At 39.7% G+C, this 15,856-nt stretch carries 17 protein-coding genes and 1 pseudogene; 8 read left to right on the top strand and 10 right to left on the bottom strand.

The annotated features are described in order from the left end of the window. Window positions 1–4: 4 nt before the first annotated feature. Window positions 5–519, top strand: a pseudogene (locus TES1_RS09825) (TIGR00725 family protein). Here the strand turns inward: TES1_RS09825 and TES1_RS09820 are convergent. Then, complete coding sequence (locus TES1_RS09820) at window positions 516–1,250, bottom strand: RAD55 family ATPase (RefSeq protein ID WP_042682354.1); 735 nt, start codon at window positions 1,248–1,250, stop codon at window positions 516–518. The pseudogene TES1_RS09825 and the gene TES1_RS09820 overlap by 4 nt on opposite strands. 136 nt (window positions 1,251–1,386) lie before the next feature. Between TES1_RS09820 and TES1_RS09815 the strand changes: the two genes are divergently transcribed. Beyond that, window positions 1,387–2,352 (top strand): TIGR00269 family protein, encoded by a 966-nt coding sequence (locus TES1_RS09815; protein WP_042682352.1) that lies wholly within the window; start codon window positions 1,387–1,389, stop codon window positions 2,350–2,352. Window positions 2,353–2,621: 269 nt separating this feature from the next. On the opposite strand, the gene TES1_RS09810 is transcribed toward TES1_RS09815, so the two are convergent. Continuing rightward, entirely contained in the window at window positions 2,622–2,915 is a 294-nt protein-coding gene (locus tag TES1_RS09810; RefSeq protein ID WP_042682351.1) for a hypothetical protein, read from the bottom strand. 119 nt (window positions 2,916–3,034) lie between these two features. Between TES1_RS09810 and TES1_RS09805 the strand changes: the two genes are divergently transcribed. Together TES1_RS09805 and TES1_RS09800 are read left to right on the top strand one after the other, a co-directional pair. Beyond that, on the top strand, window positions 3,035–3,643 hold the full coding sequence (locus tag TES1_RS09805) for a hypothetical protein (protein ID WP_051408219.1): 609 nt from the start codon (window positions 3,035–3,037) through the stop codon (window positions 3,641–3,643). A gap of 4 nt (window positions 3,644–3,647) precedes the next feature. After that, window positions 3,648–3,941, top strand: coding sequence for a transcriptional regulator (locus TES1_RS09800; protein WP_042682349.1), 294 nt, complete (start codon window positions 3,648–3,650; stop codon window positions 3,939–3,941). On the opposite strand, the gene TES1_RS09795 is transcribed toward TES1_RS09800, so the two are convergent. Together TES1_RS09795 and pcp are read right to left on the bottom strand one after the other, a co-directional pair. Next, window positions 3,938–5,923, bottom strand: a complete 1,986-nt coding sequence (locus TES1_RS09795) for a DUF460 domain-containing protein (protein WP_042682348.1) — start codon at window positions 5,921–5,923, stop codon at window positions 3,938–3,940. The two genes, TES1_RS09800 and TES1_RS09795, sit on opposite strands and share 4 nt — an antisense overlap. Before the next feature lie 86 nt (window positions 5,924–6,009). Then, on the bottom strand, window positions 6,010–6,609 hold the full coding sequence (gene pcp / locus TES1_RS09790; RefSeq protein ID WP_042682347.1) for a pyroglutamyl-peptidase I: 600 nt from the start codon (window positions 6,607–6,609) through the stop codon (window positions 6,010–6,012). A gap of 63 nt (window positions 6,610–6,672) precedes the next feature. Between pcp and TES1_RS09785 the strand changes: the two genes are divergently transcribed. The 3 genes from TES1_RS09785 to TES1_RS09775 all read left to right on the top strand — a co-directional run bounded on the left by TES1_RS09785 (window position 6,673) and on the right by TES1_RS09775 (window position 9,288). Continuing rightward, window positions 6,673–7,788, top strand: coding sequence for a geranylgeranyl reductase family protein (locus tag TES1_RS09785; protein WP_042682346.1), 1,116 nt, complete (start codon window positions 6,673–6,675; stop codon window positions 7,786–7,788). A gap of 11 nt (window positions 7,789–7,799) precedes the next feature. Continuing rightward, window positions 7,800–8,126: an ASCH domain-containing protein gene (locus TES1_RS09780; protein WP_042682345.1), complete on the top strand. Its 327-nt coding sequence runs from the start codon at window positions 7,800–7,802 to the stop codon at window positions 8,124–8,126. Between the two features lie 214 nt (window positions 8,127–8,340). Beyond that, the gene (locus TES1_RS09775) at window positions 8,341–9,288 is read left to right on the top strand and encodes a hypothetical protein (protein ID WP_042682344.1); all 948 of its coding nucleotides are present in this window, start codon (window positions 8,341–8,343) and stop codon (window positions 9,286–9,288) included. A gap of 178 nt (window positions 9,289–9,466) precedes the next feature. On the opposite strand, the gene TES1_RS09770 is transcribed toward TES1_RS09775, so the two are convergent. After that, window positions 9,467–10,963, bottom strand: a complete 1,497-nt coding sequence (locus TES1_RS09770) for a carboxypeptidase M32 (RefSeq protein WP_042682343.1) — start codon at window positions 10,961–10,963, stop codon at window positions 9,467–9,469. Between the two features lie 150 nt (window positions 10,964–11,113). Between TES1_RS09770 and TES1_RS09765 the strand changes: the two genes are divergently transcribed. Continuing rightward, window positions 11,114–11,944, top strand: a complete 831-nt coding sequence (locus tag TES1_RS09765; RefSeq protein WP_042682342.1) for a carbohydrate kinase family protein — start codon at window positions 11,114–11,116, stop codon at window positions 11,942–11,944. Here TES1_RS09765 and TES1_RS09760 read toward each other — a convergent pair. Genes TES1_RS09760 through TES1_RS09740 form a run of 5 tightly spaced genes read right to left on the bottom strand, consistent with a single transcriptional unit; the run spans window position 11,941 to window position 15,801 of the window. Continuing rightward, a complete protein-coding gene (locus TES1_RS09760; RefSeq protein WP_042682341.1) occupies window positions 11,941–12,360 on the bottom strand; it encodes a hypothetical protein in 420 nt (139 codons plus the stop codon). The genes TES1_RS09765 and TES1_RS09760 overlap by 4 nt on opposite strands. Further along, window positions 12,357–13,595, bottom strand: a complete 1,239-nt coding sequence (locus tag TES1_RS09755) for a DUF58 domain-containing protein (RefSeq protein ID WP_042682339.1) — start codon at window positions 13,593–13,595, stop codon at window positions 12,357–12,359. Before TES1_RS09755 ends, TES1_RS09760 begins: the two co-directional genes overlap by 4 nt. An 11-nt stretch (window positions 13,596–13,606) precedes the next feature. After that, window positions 13,607–14,560, bottom strand: coding sequence for an AAA family ATPase (locus tag TES1_RS09750; protein WP_042682337.1), 954 nt, complete (start codon window positions 14,558–14,560; stop codon window positions 13,607–13,609). Further along, window positions 14,538–14,972 (bottom strand): hypothetical protein, encoded by a 435-nt coding sequence (locus TES1_RS09745; RefSeq protein WP_042682333.1) that lies wholly within the window; start codon window positions 14,970–14,972, stop codon window positions 14,538–14,540. The genes TES1_RS09750 and TES1_RS09745 overlap by 23 nt, the downstream gene beginning before the upstream one ends. Continuing rightward, window positions 14,962–15,801: a DUF4129 domain-containing protein gene (locus tag TES1_RS09740; protein WP_227738521.1), complete on the bottom strand. Its 840-nt coding sequence runs from the start codon at window positions 15,799–15,801 to the stop codon at window positions 14,962–14,964. Before TES1_RS09740 ends, TES1_RS09745 begins: the two co-directional genes overlap by 11 nt. Window positions 15,802–15,856: the final 55 nt, after the last annotated feature.

Genomic DNA, 15,856 nt, shown 5'->3' with positions numbered 1-15,856 from the left:
TTCTATGATTCAAATAGCAATAGCAGGTTCAAGTGATGAAAAACCTCTGAAAAAAGCAGAGAGAAAGGCAAGAGAGTTTGCGAGAGAGCTTGGGAAATATAAAGATGAAGTTGCTTTATTAACTGGTGGTAGAGGCGGAATTATGAGAATTGTCAGCGAAGAATTCAGAAAAGCCGGGGGATTGTAGTTGGAATACTTCCAGAGAGACAGGAAGGCAATGAATTCAACACGATAAGGATAAAAACCGGAATGGACTTTGCAGAAAGGAGTGCTGTAATGATAAACTCAGCTGATGTTTTAGTTGTTTTAGGTGGTGGAATCGGAACTATGGTCGAAGCATTGATGGCCTATGACTATGGAAAACCTTTGATAATTCTTACAGACACTGGATATGCAAGCGATAGGCTTGAATTATTAGCCAAAGACGGCTACTTTGATCACAAAAAGATTGTAAAGGTTCATTTTGTAAATAATCCAAAGGAAGCAGTGAAACTAGCTTTAAGCTTTAAAAAAGACTAAAAGATCTTCACTTGGCCTTTTTTCAATTTGAAACGATAGGTTTTAGGCTCAAATTCTGGAAGAGGTGATTTCCTTACAATCATTTTTTCTTCGTTTCCCTCTTCTAAAGAATAAAATTCAACAATATACTGACTGTATAAAGCCAGCCACGAGATAAATCTCTTTGACACTCTATCTCTATTCAGCAAGAACACGTTTAATGGTCTTTTCCTACTTTCTTTAATTCTAGCAGTTTCTTTTATGGCCAAGTTCCTCTGGAGTATTTTAATGTACTGCTCTTCTCCTAACAGGAATGCAAGACCGTCCATAGTAACAGTGAGGCCAATAGGCCGCTTGTCTTTGATAATTTCACTAAGCATCTTCCTGTACATAGTTGTGAATTTGGGCAAAAACGTTGAGGTATCCATATCAGTGTAATAAATGAATGGGTCGTCATATTGTATTTTATTAAAAGAGGCGAATATATCGATTATACCCAAATTGCCTTCTCTAGCCATTTTTTCTAGTTCAAAATTTGCAATTTTAAATTCCATTGAGAGAGAAGATACAGGTAGAACAGTGTTTATTATAACTCCAAAATCCCCACTGTTTATTCTGTTTTTGAGGATTTTAACTCCCAATGTCCAACCGAGAGAATAGGTGTCATAGATTATCAGTAGAACAGAATCTTCCAATAGTCCACCACCAATAACTTCATCTAATTTTCTAATACCTGTCTTAAGGAGTTCCACAAGTATCCCCCGTGTAAAGAAAAGGTTTTATTCATAAAAAAGTTTTCGATAACGAGCGTTTATGACCAATATAATTCACTGATACTCAACCTAAATCCTTTTAAAACCAAGCTTCTTCTGAAAGTTAGGTGAGGTCATGAAATGTTCAAAATGTGGGAGAGAAGCTGTTTATCACGCTCGTTATGAGGGCAAGTACTACTGTCACAAACACTTCAATGAAATGGTTGAGAAAAAAGTAAAGCAGACTGTGAGAAAGTATAAAATGATTAAGCGCAGCGAGAGGATAGCCGTTGGAGTAAGTGGCGGAAAGGACAGTGTTGTTCTCTTGCATCTTTTAGCCAAGCTTAAGAAGAAGTTCCCTTTTGAAATTGTTGCTATAACAATAGATGAGGGAATTGCAGGTTATAGACCGCCGAGTGTCGAGATAGCAAAGAAGAATGCAGAGCTTTTAGGAATAGAGTATCACATCTACTCCTTTAAGGAATATATCGGCTTCACACTTGATGAAACAGTTCAAATTATGGGAAGCTTTGAAAAGGGGGAGCGAGTCGGGGCTTGCTCTTATTGCGGCGTATGGAGGAGATGGCTACTCAACTATGCAGCTCAAGATGTTGGGGCAGATAAATTAGCCATCGGCTTAAATTTAGATGATGAAGCACAAGTGTTTTTGATGAACATAATGCGCGGAGACATTGCAAGATTAGGAAGAACTGGGCCGTATTATGAGGTCATTCACGAGGACTTAGTTCCAAGAATTAAGCCCTTGAGAGAGGTGCCAGAGAAGGAAATAGTTCTTTATGCTGTTCTCAACAACATTGAGGTTGACTTCAGTGAATGTCCCTATGCTGTTGAGGCATTTAGAGCTGAAATAAGGGACTGGTTGAATGAGATGGAAGAGAAGCACCCCGGAACGAAATACCAAATTTTAAGGAGCTACGACAAGCTCTTCCCGATTTTAGCAAAGCACTATGTGAAGAGAAAGCTGAACCGGTGTAAGATTTGCGGACAGCCGACGACTGGAGAGATATGCAAGGCATGTCAGTTTAAACTGCAGGTGCAGAAAAAAGCTAAGGAGCTGGGGCTGACGTTTAGAGTGGAGTAAAAGCCGATGAGGAAAGAGCTGTTAGCTGATATGTGATGAGAGGATGGCTGACCGAGGCATTCAAGAGCTTATGTTAGGATTTCCATAAATTGGAATATTCTTCCCACATCTTGGACATCTATTGTCTTTTGGCAGATTCTATTCAACAACCTTACAGCCGAATCGAACGATGAGTTTTTCCACATTCTGGATAATAAGTCCCAAATATCTTTACTCTAACTCACAAACAAGGTATCTAATTTTGTTATCCTCTTTCTGATTAAAGTTCTTCAATTTTCGTTATTCTGATTTGACTTTTGAAGGCCTAAGGTTTTTGACAGGAACAGTTTGTCAATCAACATAGCAGTTCCCAATACTAAGGAAAAGAGAGCCAACCCGAGCGGTATAAATTCCTCTTTTAGGAAGATTTTTGAGACAATCCAAAATAAAGTTAGACTTACTCCTATGCTAAACATCACCACTTCAAAATCGTCCACATTTCCAATAAGCTTCTCAACAAGCTTTCTAACGCCAGACCCAATACCAAAAACTAAGATTACTGCTAATAGAAGCCTGACATCCATGCTTCCACCATTCTATAAATTCTAAAGAAGTTTAGATAAGATTTTCGTTTTTGTTCTGAATTTCAGAAATTCTTATTGGGTTAAATACCTCAAAGTTATATTTAGTATCGGTGAAAACCATGGAAGATCTGAAAACTGTGTTGGAGAAGGTTGAGGAAAAGCTCATTGCCGCAGAGAAGATATACGCAGCAATGCAGTTTCAAGTCTGGATAGTGATAGCGACACTCTATTACATAATAATTGGACCTTTAAAGACAATTCCATGGCAGTTAACAGCCATATACTGGACTTCAGCGTTCGTAGTGTTTGCATACTTTACGAAGATAATTTGGAAACGGTTAGTAAAGCTATACTTGAGCGCAGGCAGAAAAATAGTAAGCTTTTCAGCGTTTGGATGGGCAATAGCATTTTCATGGATATCAGGAACAATACTTGGGTGGATCATCATACCAAGGTGTCTAGGAACATTTGAACCTCTAGTAGCATTGGGGATTGGATACTTAGTCTTCATAAGCTGGTCAGTCTTCGGAATGTTCCTAGCATTCTGGTACTTCGGAAAAAGCCTAGAGAAGGAGATGATCCCAGCATTCTTGATTCCAGCACTCGCTATTCCTCTGATTCCAAAAGTTGCCAAAGCTGCAATGATTTACGCAGGATTCGTTGTAGTGTTTGCATTCGGGTTAACGGTGCTAGCATACATCTACTCAGCATTTAAGAGTTTAGGGTGATCCCATGGAACTACGGAAGCTGGTGAAAAACCATGTGCTTGGGAATCCCATTAGGTTAGGCATCATGCTGTATCTCCTGCCGAGAGGAAAGGTTCTGTTTAAGGAACTGCAAAAAGTTTTAGATGTAACTCCCGGCAATTTAGACTCCCATCTAAAGACACTGGAGAAAGCTGGCTATGTAAAGCTAACAAAAGTCTTCGCAGACAGGCCAAGGACTGCTGTTGAAATAACAGATAATGGGGCTGAAGAGACTGGAAAATACTTGAGAATGCTGAAAGAATTGCTGAATCAGATTTAGCTCTCCTCCTCAGCCTTCTTTTTAAGCTCTTTAATCCTTTCAATTCTATATTCCTCAACCAATCTTAAGAACTCTTGAATTTCCTTCTCTCTGTCCTCTTCTTCCCACTGTGCTAACCTCTGCTCTATTGCCTTCTCAAGTTCTTCCCTATCAACTATTGCAAACTCATCAACTCTTTTAACCTTAATTTCGTCCTCATAAAACACTGGAACTTTATTCTCTCTAAGCACCTCATAGACGTTATTCGGCAGAGTTTTTGCACTTATTAATGCTTTAATCTCCTTTTCGACCAAATACTCAGCTATGCTCTTCCCAGCTCCCGAAGGATTAATAACATAGATTACATCGTCTTTTTTAATCCTTGCAGAGCGCTCAAGTTTCTCTATCTCCTTCCATGTTAAGCTCTCAAGGACTTTAAGAGGAACTGCAGAACCTTTAAGTTCAAGGAGGTGCATTCTCTTTGCCAAAACTAAGTCCCTGCTGAGCTTTTCAATTATTGCTTTTGCTTCTTTGAGTTCTTTTTCAAGATATGCAATTCTCTTATCCCTAATCTCAATCTCTTTACTCCTGATAACTTTGGCTCTAACTTCTTCATCGTAGTATGCCAGCTTATCCCCAAGCTTTTCAATTCTTTTCTTTTGCTCCTCGATTATAGCTCTAAGCTCCTGATTTTCCCTCTCAAGCATTTTAATCGTTTTCTCAAGTTCCTTGATTTTCTCAATATAAGGCGTTACATCAACGCTTTCTTCCTCCGGGAGGACCTTAATTTCTTCTTTTGGCTTCTCTCTCAGTTTAACTCTCATTATAGCCTCTCCGAGGTTGTATCCCTGAATAACCAGAGCTTTAATCTCATTGCTTTTCTTCATTAAGCCGAGTTCTCTGAGCTTTGCATCAACATGATCGAGCTTTGGCTTCAATCTCAGATACGCCTTATAAGCAGCTGCCAAAGCATCTCTTTGATGATCATCATCAACGCTAATACCTAGGCTTCTCAAAAGCTCATTCTTTTCCTCTACACGCAAGCTCTCTCTTGGGACATAGAGGATAGCCTTAAATGAACGGGCAATCTTTTCAACCAAACCTGGAGCGGGATTAACGTCAGTTGCAACAATTATTGGATGTCCCACATCGGATATAAACCTAACAATATCGCTCACTGCCATGTTCCTTTCGCTGTAAACTGCCACAATATTCCCATCCAAGTCAAGAGCCGCTATGCCCACAGTTATTCCTGGATCAAGGCCAATTATAACGCTTTTCCTCACTTGAATGGCTTTTTCACTCTTTAACGGCACAAACTCCAAGCTCTTTCTTTCCACGGGTTTTATCCTTATCTCAACATCTCCACCGTGCATAGGTTTTATAAGTCCTACCAATTCCTCTCTTGAAGCATAGACCTTAAACTCTCCCCTGGCTAAACCATAATCCTTCTCTTCAACTTCCAAATCAAAAGGAATGTCTGCTCTCCTTAGTGTTTCCTCAATTTCTCTGACTTTATTCTGAATTAAGTTGTGAACCCTTCTCCTATACCTATCCTGGCTCCAGCCGCCTTTTCCCTGACTTCTACCTCTAGAGACCTTTATTATAACCTCATCCTCAAAGGCTAAAACCTCATAACCAACTCCTTTAGAGGCCAATAGAGCACATACCTTAGCTTCCTCATATGGGTCAAACTTATCACCAACTCTAATTCCATTCTCCTTTGCTAAGCTCCAAAGAGACTTCTGCTCCCCTGGTCTTCCAGTAACCTGAACGAGCTTAGTTCCTTGAGGCAGAGCCCTTAAAAACTTCTTTAGATCATCACCAAGCTCATGGATGTTGTCCATTGCAATTATATCCGGCCTCTTTGCTCGAATAAAACGGACTAATCTATAGAATGTGAACTCACCTTTTTTCTCAAGCTTTCCATTGAACCAACTAACCACAGCAAACCTCTTTGGGTTCTCGCTGATTATATCAACCCCAAGTATGAGAATAGGCATCACCTTCTCACAAGGTTTTATAGTCTCGCCTTGAGTGATAGTTAGGAATACATCTTAAAAACATTGCCTAAAAATGAAAAGAAAGATTAACCGATACTTTCCATAATAGCAATTTCTATTGCTCTCTTTATCATTTCTAATGGCATTGATGGAGCATTTTTCTCCAACACTTGCTCTGGAATGTAGGGAACATGAATAAACCCCGCTTTGGCATTTAGCTTATTTATAGCAACGTAGTGTAGAGCGGTAAACATTGCAGTGTTGCACACATAAGTTCCGGCAGTATTTGAGACCATTGCTGGTATTCTATTTTCCCTTAAAGCTTTTATAATTCGTTTTATCGGCAAAGTTGAGAAGTAAGCTACTGGAGCATCTTCAAAGATTGGCTCATCTTCTGGTTTATATCCGTCGTTGTCCTCTTTCGTTGAATCCATGACATTTATTGCAACCCGCTCAACTGTTATGTTTACTCTTCCTCCGGCTTGGCCTGTTAATATTATAACCTCTGGCTTCTCCTTTGAGATGATATCCGGCAAAAGCTCCCTAACTTTTTTGAAGCTGACTGGGAGCTGATATTTGACAATTTCAGCATTCCCTATCACATCCGGAAGCATTTTGACAGCTTCCCATGAGGGATTTACCTTTTCTCCCCCAAATGGCTCAAAGCCAGTGACTAGAACCTTCATGTTATCACCTACTAAAGCTAAACTTTATAGGGTTTAAAAGCCCATCTAAGTTGAGGGAGAGAGATGAAATACGATATTGCAATCATTGGTGGAGGTCCAGTTGGCAATTATTTAGCAACTTTGCTTGCGAGACATTACAAAGTGGCTGTAATTGAGGCAAAGAGCTCTTTTGGTGGAAAGGCATGCACTGGAATTATTGGGGCAAGAAGTTATGAGGAGTTAAAACTTCCAAAAAAGGCCATAATCAACAAGCTGAGAGGAGCAGTTTTCTACTCGAAGATACAGAGTTTTGAGATTAAAAGAAAAGAACCTCAAGCGTACATGGTTGGTAGAAAGATTCTTGAAAAAAGCTTAGCAGAGATGGCAGTGAAGAGAGGAGCTGAGTACTACATGAATACAAGATTTCTGGGCTTCAAAAATGGGAAAGCCGTTCTTCAGAGGTTTAATAATAGATTTGAGATAAGTGCTTACTTTTACATTGGAGCGGATGGTGTAAATAGCAAAGTAGCCCAAGAAATTGGTGCAAAAACTAATGCAGAATTCTTAAGTGGTTATGAAGTTGAGATCGTTGGAGAATTTGAAAAACCAGACTTTGTTGAGCTTTGGATAAATAAAGAACTCAATAAAGACTTTTTCTTCTGGGTTGCCCCAATAAATGAAAGCCTAGCAAGAGTTGGAACCTTTGGAAGGCCAGACACTCTCTTCAACTTTATAAAGATCAGGATGTTAAAAGAAACTAATATTATAGAGTTTAAGGCTGGAAATGTTGCATTAGGCGTTAGAAAGCCATGGATTAAAGGGAACGTTGCATTGGTGGGAGATGCTGCACTCCAAATTAAGCCTTTAACCGCTGGAGGAATCGCATACGGAATGTACTGTGCGTATGCTCTAGCATATTCCATCATTAATAGGAAGCCTTGGGAGTATGAAAGACTCTGTAAGGAGATAAAACGTGAGATCTCCTTTGGATTGAAAGTGAGAAGACTCTTCAAGAATCTCAGCCAAGAGCAGGTTGAAAAGCTCTTCGAGCTTCTATCAAGTAGGGAGGCAATAGAGGTTATTGAAAACACGGCAGAATTTGATGAGCATGCAAAGACAATAAAAGCATTAATCAAGCATCCAAAGCTTTTAGCTAGAGCATTGAAAGTTACGCCTATGGTAATACGATATATACTCTGAGAGGTGATTTCATGGAATGGGAAATGGGGCTCCAAGAAGAGTACCTCAAACTAATTGCTGAAGGAAAGAAAAGGATAGAGGGAAGGTTATATGACGAAAAGCGCAGACAAATTAAGCCAGGAGACATCATAATCTTCGAGGGAAAGCTTAAAGTCAAAGTTAAGGACATTAGGGTTTACCCTTCCTTTAAAGAAATGCTCAAAAAAGAAGGCTTGGAGAACGTTTTACCAGGGATTAAAAGCATAGAGGAAGGAGTTAAAATTTACAGACAGTTTTACAGCGAAGAAGAAGAGAAAAAATGGGGCGTTGTTGCGATAGAGGTGGAGCCGCTAGAGTAAACTACCCTTTTTCTTATTCTCCCTTGGCACCTGATACCACATAGAAGACTGGGTTTACCTCTCTCCTCCAATCTCAAGGCTCTGGGTTCTTTATATCTTTTAAGATTCCCTTTTCGGATGCAGAAACCAGAGACGCATAATTTCTCACCAATGTTTTAGGTTATTCCAGCAAGAGTTAAGTATTTTGGAAACTTAATCTTTTAGGTGGGCCCAAATGAAATTTCCATTGCACATAGAGAGAAACAAAACCAGCGAGGAAGTCTTTGAGATTCCCCTAAGCGTAGCGAATAACTTAAAGGGACAATTTGCAGAAAAAATTGCGGAAGCTTACTTAAGTTATAGAGTAATTCCTGATTTTGAGAAGCATTATGATTATATCCGAGTTTTTACGCCTAATTATATCAGAGGAAGATATCGAGATTATAAAGGAGGAAAGTCTGTAGATAAATATTTGCTCGAGTATCCGGAATTTTCATCCCATTATGAATATCGTCATAAAGGCCCATCGAGCTACCCTCCCGAACTGTTAAAGAAGCTAAGTACCGCTGGAGGCATGCTAAAACGCTTAGTCTTACTCCCAAATTTCAATCGAGTACTTATTGAAGTTAAATGGACAGAGTGGAAGGAAAATCATTTTGATAGTTATATCCATATAATGGATGAAAGTCTGAACGTAGTGAGTAGCATTAATTTTCTTGGTGGCACTCGTGATGAGTTTCAAGAAAGGATGGCCCATTTGGTAAGATATTTGTCAATAGCCTGCTTTATGTCTTTGGATGAAGTTGAAAAGCTTGTAATGTTGCGTAAAGTGTTAGAGAACATAGGGTATAAGCCAGATTACGTGATTTTAACTGCTAACAATGTAGGAAAGCAAAGACTGAATGTTATCTCTGAAGAAATGAAGGAAAAAAGTTTCGAATTACCAGTTCTAAAAATCGAGAGAATCATTCTTGTGGAAGTTAAGAGTGGAAAAGTCGGGAGAGAAGCCACTCTTACCAAGAACCAAAGAGTGCTTATGAGAAGGCTAAGCTCGCTCGATTCTATTGAACTCTTGGTATTATACATCCCAATTGAGGATTACATCCCTCTAAAAGAGGTACAGATAATCAGCTATAATCTCAAGCCAAAACAAAAACAACGAACCCTTCAGGGAGATGACTAACTTACAAGGTTTAATTAGCTTGGAAGTATTTTTGGGGTGTTCTCCGTCTCTCCTCTGAATCAGCTTTTGTTATGTGTTAAACTCTGCAATATACTATCCTAACTAAAGAACTTAAACACTATGCACAAACCACAAGAGATGCTCTTAAGGTTAACAATTTTAGAATAGAAGAAAAGAGTTAAAGATACTTCTCCTTCGAATACTCAATGAAGTATTCTGGATTTACGCCCTCTCCAAAGCTTCTCTCTAACAATTCTTTTGGTGGGTATACTGAGCCATACTTGTGCACTTTTTCCCTCAACCATTCTTTTATTGGTTCGAATTCCCCTCTCTGAACTTTCTCATAGAAGTCTGGAATGTCCTTAGTGATGTATGCCCTAATCTGGGTTGCCAGAAGTGTTCCCAATGTGTATGTTGGGAAGTAGCCAATTGTTGCATGAGCCCAGTGTATATCCTGAAGAACTCCCTCGTTGTAGGTTTTTGGTCTAATTCCCAACAAGCGCTCCATCTCATCGTTCCAAAGTTCTGCAACTTCACTCGCATTTAAACCTTCGTTTATCATGAGCTTTTCAAGCTTGTATCTCAAGAGGATGTGCATGTTGTAAGTTACTTCATCAGCCTCAACTCTAATGAAATCTGGTCTAACAGTGTTGAAGTAATAATAGAGATCTTCTGGAGTATAGTTTGAGATAAACGGAAGATTATCCCTGAGAAGTGGATAAATTAACTCTGCAAATTCTCTTGAGCGGCCGATGATGTTTTCCCAGAATCTGCTCTGGCTCTCGTGGATTCCAAGTGAAACCCCACCCGCTATTGGAGAGAACATGAACCTTTCATCCTGCTGAAGTTCATAGAGGGCATGTCCAAATTCATGGACTACTGCCAATAGAGTTCTCTTAAAGTCAAAACCCTCATATCTCGTTGTTATTCTAACATCTTTTATTCCAAATTCTGTTGTAAATGGATGGGGCGAAACATCTAAGCGGCCTCTTGTCCCTAGAGGATAGCCAAAAAGCTTGAGTATCTCGAGATTTACCTTTTTCATCGCTTCAATATCGTACTTCTCTTTTTCAAGTGGATGTTCTTTTGGGAATTTCCCTTCCTCAAGAATTCTATCAAGAATAGGCTTGAGCTCTTTTTCGAGTTTCTCAAATATTGGGTCTAAGTCCCTGATCCTCAATCCTTCTTCGTACAGGTCGAGTAAAGCATCGTATGGATACTCATCATAGCCAAGGTAGTCAGCAGCTTTCCTTGAAAGTTCTATGATTTTGTCAAGATAAGGCTCAAAGAGTTTGAAATCGTTCTTTTGCTTTGCTTCTGTCCATGCCATCGTTGCTTTGCTCCTAACTTCACTTATCTCTCTAACAAATTCTGGAGGAAAGGCCTTTGCTATCTTAATTGAGCGCTTAAGAACCCTCACAACACCTCTTTCATAATCGTTAAGGTCTTCTCCGTCTGCTTTCTCAACGAGTTCAACAAATTTTTTATCCAAAATTAGCTTCTGACTCAACACTGAAAGTTCTCCTTGAGCAACACTCCTCTCAGTTATACCCTCTTTTGGCATGTTTACCTCCATATCCCAACCAAGAACACTTTGAGCGTGTCCAATTGCCCATATCGTCCTGTATTTCAGCAAAATTTGTTTTATAATCTCGTTTTGGAAGACTTCTTCCATTTTAATCACCCATTAAGCTTTGTTTTAAGATTCTTTTTCAGCCTTTTAAATCTTTTCGATGTTCATCTAAACGGAATAAGAGGAGTAGAAAAGGATTACTCAACAGCCAAAAGATAAATAAAGCAATCTGTCAAGTTAGGGGAGGGCGATATGGAGTTAGATTTGGTAGTCATTGGCCATGTTTCAATAGACCATATCAGGTTCCCCAAAAGAGAAGAGATTCTGCAACCGGGAGGAGCTGCCGCTGCCGTTGCAACCTCAGCAGCCCTAAGCGGCGCAAAAGTTGGATTGGTTACTAAGGTCGGCAGGGATTTTCCAGAAGAGTGGTTAAAAAAGCTGAGCGAAATTTTGGATATTAGAGGAGTTCACATCCTCGAAGGGAGGACAATTCACATTTACATGATATATCATGAGGATGGAAGTGTTGACGCTCCCGTTGATATGGGCGTTGCTCAAAGGATGGGTGAAATTGAAATTCCGGAGGAATACATGAGTGCCGAGGTTTTCCACATAGCACCAATTCCACCAGAAGAGCAGCTAAAATTAGTTAAACGCCTAAAGGGCAAGAGAATAAGCCTCGATTTTAATCCAACATATATGGGGGACTATAAAACAAAAACTGAGCTTTTAAAAAAGATAGTGGAAAATGCAGAGATAATTTTCCCAAACGAAAGAGAAGCAAGAGTGATAACAAAAACAGAGGACATCAAAGAAGCAGCGGAAGTTCTTCATGAATGGGGAGCTAAAATCGTTGTGATAACAAGAGGAGAAAAGGGAATTCTCGTCTATGATGGAGAGAAGTTTGCAGAATTCAAAGCTCTGCCCATAGACAAAATCGTTGACCCAACTGGAGCAGGCGATGCCTTTGCTGGTGGATTTTTAGCGTATTATTCAAAAAGAAAGTCCTTGGAAGAATGTGTTGCCCAAGGTCTCTTTAGAGCAAGGGAAGTGCTGAAGAAAAAGGGGAGCTGGAGCATCTAATCAGTCACAACTTTCGAAAAGGCATAGAGGGTAAGGAGTATCAGCATCGCTATCGCCGTAACTTCAAAACGGGGCATTGCTACTGCCAGAGTTCTGATGAACAAATAAGTCGGCAGGGCTAAGAGGACTGAAACCGTCAAAATTAAATAATGCTCTTTCGGAGCTTTTTCCCTATCCAAGTATGCAGATTCCACAAAGAGCAGAGCTAGAGCAACTAAAAGGACACCAAATATATCCCCAATTTTATAGTAAAGGAGCAAAATTATGAAAGCCACCAAAAAGAACATTCCAAGAAAGTACGATAAAAACGCTGGTAAAGCCAAGACTAAAACGGGCAGAAGCTTGGGGTAGCTGAGCAAGAGGAATGCTAAAATGATTAAAGGTATCGGCGAAAATCTTATCCTCGGCTTTTTCATATCTTAACTACCTCCGCTACCGCTGTTTTAAGGGGTTTGTTAATATCCCAATCTATTATTATCCCATATGCAGCAAGCTTCCTTAAATAGGCTTTTCTCTTGAGCTGAAGTATCTTTAGAGCTAAAGCTTCCTCCTCGCTCTTGGGTTTAACTACCGAGTAAGGGTTTGGGCTTATGACTACAACCTTGTAACCATAGCGGTATAACACTCTCAAAGCTTCCCTTCCTTCTTCAGTTATAAGTGGTGAGAAGTAAAGTATCTGTGCCCTCGCTGGAAACCTACTCCTAACCAAATGCTCAACTTGGTAGGCTATCATGTTGTTCTTATCTGGCTTTGCTATGCTTAAGAAATCAATGCATTTGAAGAAGTGCCTCTTTCCGTAATCTACTCTAATCCATAAGGGGACATCTTCAGCTAGCAAAAGCCCAAAGCTCGTTCCGTTGTTGAGGCAGTCCAGCATAAATGATGCAGTAGCTCTTATTAGATTATCAAAGATGCTCTCGCCTTTATATGTTGCATCAACGATTAGGATTACATCAACTTTTCTCTCGCTTTCATACTCGTTGCTCATTATTTTTCCAGTCTTTGCAGTCGCTTTCCAGTTGATTATCTTTAATGGATCACCGGGCTGATATTCTCTGATCGCGTGAAACTCAACTCCCTCACCTACTCTCGGAGAAGGTAGAGGTCCAACTGTAACCTTTGTGCCCTTAGTTGAATAAGGTGTTACAACGTCTTCAATTGTGGGAACTCCGATAAGCTCATCATACAAATCAATTGTTTTCTCTATCTTGAAAAAGCCAAATGGGTCTTGATAGCTGAGTTTAACAAAATTGAACTCATGAATGCCGCGTTTGACTTTGACTTTGTAAGAAACTTCTTTTTCTTCACCTCTTGTAAAGGACAGCAAAAACTCATTTCTGTCCCCAATAAGTTCAAGACCCTTTGGAAGATCGTCAATAATTTTTAAGCTTGGTATCCTCTCATTTGCCTTAATCTTCAGCTTTATCTCCACTTCAGTCCCTTCAAGAATTCTGTCGTGAGGTAAAACCCTCTGGATTTCTACGTCAAGTCTTGGCTTGAAGAAAGTTATTGCAACAAAGAAAAGCCATAGGATGGGTAGTGTAAGGTAAATCATATCCCAGCGTAGCATGAAGAAAGCTACCATTACTGAAAGCCACAAGGCAAGCAACAGCTGCTCTGCCTTTCCTGTAGGCTGGAACTTCTTTTCCATAGGAATCCCCTTTACTCAAACTTCGGAACAGGGACTTTCTCCAAAATCCTCTCCATGACGCTCTCCTGGCTGACTCTCGTATACCAGAGCTCTCTCTTTAGTATCAAACGATGACTTAAAGCAGGCACTGCAACTTTCTTAACATCATCTGGAATGACGTAGTCTCTGCCTTCCAAAGCAGCATACGCTCTTGATAGCTTAAGTAAAGCTAAGCTTCCTCTCGGAGAAGCTCCAATATCAATCTCTCTCTTGCTTTCCCTTGTGGCTTTGACAATGTCGGTTATGTATTCCAAAATTGCATCGCTAACGTAGACATCTTCAACAGCTCTCTGCATTTTAACGACATCTTCTGGAGTAACTATTGGATTTATGTCAACTTCCTCCTTCTTTCTCTCAATTCTCCTCTTGAGGATCTCAATTTCTTCCTGCTTGGTTGGATAGCCAACTCTAAGCCTAACAAGGAAACGGTCGAGCTGAGCCTCCGGTAATGGATAAGTTCCTTCCTGCTCTATTGGGTTTTGGGTTGCAATAACAATAAAAGGCCTCTCCAGATAGTACGTTTTACCCTCAATCGTCACCTGTCTCTCCTGCATTGCCTCCAATAGTGCGGATTGAGTCTTTGGTGGAGCTCTATTAATCTCATCGGCCAATAATATGTTTGTGAAAATTGGACCCTTCCTGAATTCAAATTCCAATGTTTTCTGGTTGAAGACACTTACACCCAAAATGTCTGAGGGTAATAAATCAGGTGTAAACTGAACTCTTCTGAACTTAACTCCCAAGGCTGTTGCAAAGCTCTTTGCCATAAGTGTTTTTGCCAATCCTGGCAAGTCTTCAATCAAAATATGCCCATCTGCAAGGATTGTTGTTAATATGAGCTTAAGAACTTCCTCTTTGCCAACTATCGCTTTTCCAGCTTCATTTAATATCCTTTTTCCCTTTTCATGCACCTCTTCTATCTTCATTCAAATCCGCCTCCACGATTTCTAGAGCTTTTTTCAGATTTTCATAAAAGTCCCCTTCAGAGTAGAGAAGCCTTAGCGCCTCATTAGGATTTGATTTAAGATCAAAATATGTATATTCATCAGAGAGAAGAGCGTAAATTCCCCTAATTTCCTCAGCAATAATTTCTCTTGCCATCTTGCCTTTTCTAGCTCGCTTTACAACAGAGGTCAATCTCTCAAGCTCATTCTTTCCGGAAATCAAGTTTCGCTTTCTTCTCGGAACGTAATCACTTTGAATTTCCAAACCAAAGAGAACCACAATTAGAATAACTCCCGCTATCATAACACCCAACCATCTTACCAAATAAGAACCAGCTAAAAACGCCATTAAAGCAAATGGGGCTGCAAGAAATAGTGCCTTACTAACTCTCATGCTCATCACCCTTAATTATTAGGTAAAGCTCATAAGCCCTTTTAGCATCTTCCATAGTTACTTTTTCTGGAGCATACTTGGCTTTTTCAAAAAGCTGTGCAAGTTCAACATATGCATCATGTTTGTATTTTACTCTCTCTGCATGCTCCCAGTGAGTCCAGCTTTCCCTGTAGGGAATTCCCAAAATTTCAAGCCATATCACGGCGTTTTTGTATAGCTTAATGACAATATCTTTGGGGTCTCCGATGAATGAAATCCCGTCTTCCTTAAGCCTTTTATCAAACTCTTGAATTTCTTCCCTAAGCTTCTTTACCCTTCTCCTAGTACTTAAGTCTCTGTAGAATGCTATCGAGAGATATATCAAAGCTGCTGATATTATGCCGAAAAATCCATAGAGAATAATTTTTGTGCTAGGATTTCCGAGAAAAACTGGATTCCTAAAGTATTTTTCGTAATACGTTACATGATAGCTTCCGTTAACAACATACACCCCTTGTGTGGTGGTATTATTTGCTGTTATCGGAGAGAACTGAGCTTTAGAAACCATAAAAAGCAAGGGTAAAGAAAGCATCAACGTTCCAGTAAAAATTGCAACTATTATTTGCCAATTAATATTATCAGCTCTGCCCTTTGTAGGCAGATCTTGCCAACTTAAAAGTATCTGGATAATAATAAAGCCCGCAGCTATCACGATAATTCCAAACAACAGACCAATCCAATAATAATTTTGTGAACCCTTTGGAATCTCCTCTATTTTGGCCTGGCCACTCATTATCAGCGCCATTAGGAGAAACAGCACTAAGAACAATGCTAGGCCTTTTCTTTTCATTTTGACCAAAAAATAGTTATGACGGATAAACTTAAAAAGTTTTACATTGTTGAAA

Origin of the sequence: Thermococcus paralvinellae, from assembly GCF_000517445.1 — an archaeon.
Classification (GTDB): domain Archaea; phylum Methanobacteriota_B; class Thermococci; order Thermococcales; family Thermococcaceae; genus Thermococcus_B; species Thermococcus_B paralvinellae.
Note: the sequence above shows the minus strand (reverse complement) of the source record. Positions and strands in the feature narration are given on the sequence as shown.

What these genes read in the sequence shown, in the direction of transcription:
- TES1_RS09760 (WP_042682341.1), bottom strand. Translation starts at nt 12,360, where the DNA reads ATGAAAAAGCCGAGGATAAGATTTTCGCCGATACCTTTAATCATTTTA.
- TES1_RS09795 (WP_042682348.1), bottom strand. Translation starts at nt 5,923, where the DNA reads ATGCCTATTCTCATACTTGGGGTTGATATAATCAGCGAGAACCCAAAG.
- TES1_RS09740 (WP_227738521.1), bottom strand. Translation starts at nt 15,801, where the DNA reads ATGAAAAGAAAAGGCCTAGCATTGTTCTTAGTGCTGTTTCTCCTAATG.
- TES1_RS09810 (WP_042682351.1), bottom strand. Translation starts at nt 2,915, where the DNA reads ATGGATGTCAGGCTTCTATTAGCAGTAATCTTAGTTTTTGGTATTGGG.
- TES1_RS09780 (WP_042682345.1), top strand. Translation starts at nt 7,800, where the DNA reads ATGGAATGGGAAATGGGGCTCCAAGAAGAGTACCTCAAACTAATTGCT.
- TES1_RS09770 (WP_042682343.1), bottom strand. Translation starts at nt 10,963, where the DNA reads ATGGAAGAAGTCTTCCAAAACGAGATTATAAAACAAATTTTGCTGAAA.
- TES1_RS09775 (WP_042682344.1), top strand. Translation starts at nt 8,341, where the DNA reads ATGAAATTTCCATTGCACATAGAGAGAAACAAAACCAGCGAGGAAGTC.
- TES1_RS09750 (WP_042682337.1), bottom strand. Translation starts at nt 14,560, where the DNA reads ATGAAGATAGAAGAGGTGCATGAAAAGGGAAAAAGGATATTAAATGAA.
- TES1_RS09815 (WP_042682352.1), top strand. Translation starts at nt 1,387, where the DNA reads ATGAAATGTTCAAAATGTGGGAGAGAAGCTGTTTATCACGCTCGTTAT.
- TES1_RS09765 (WP_042682342.1), top strand. Translation starts at nt 11,114, where the DNA reads ATGGAGTTAGATTTGGTAGTCATTGGCCATGTTTCAATAGACCATATC.
- TES1_RS09800 (WP_042682349.1), top strand. Translation starts at nt 3,648, where the DNA reads ATGGAACTACGGAAGCTGGTGAAAAACCATGTGCTTGGGAATCCCATT.
- TES1_RS09755 (WP_042682339.1), bottom strand. Translation starts at nt 13,595, where the DNA reads ATGGAAAAGAAGTTCCAGCCTACAGGAAAGGCAGAGCAGCTGTTGCTT.
- TES1_RS09745 (WP_042682333.1), bottom strand. Translation starts at nt 14,972, where the DNA reads ATGAGAGTTAGTAAGGCACTATTTCTTGCAGCCCCATTTGCTTTAATG.
- pcp (WP_042682347.1), bottom strand. Translation starts at nt 6,609, where the DNA reads ATGAAGGTTCTAGTCACTGGCTTTGAGCCATTTGGGGGAGAAAAGGTA.
- TES1_RS09785 (WP_042682346.1), top strand. Translation starts at nt 6,673, where the DNA reads ATGAAATACGATATTGCAATCATTGGTGGAGGTCCAGTTGGCAATTAT.
- TES1_RS09805 (WP_051408219.1), top strand. Translation starts at nt 3,035, where the DNA reads ATGGAAGATCTGAAAACTGTGTTGGAGAAGGTTGAGGAAAAGCTCATT.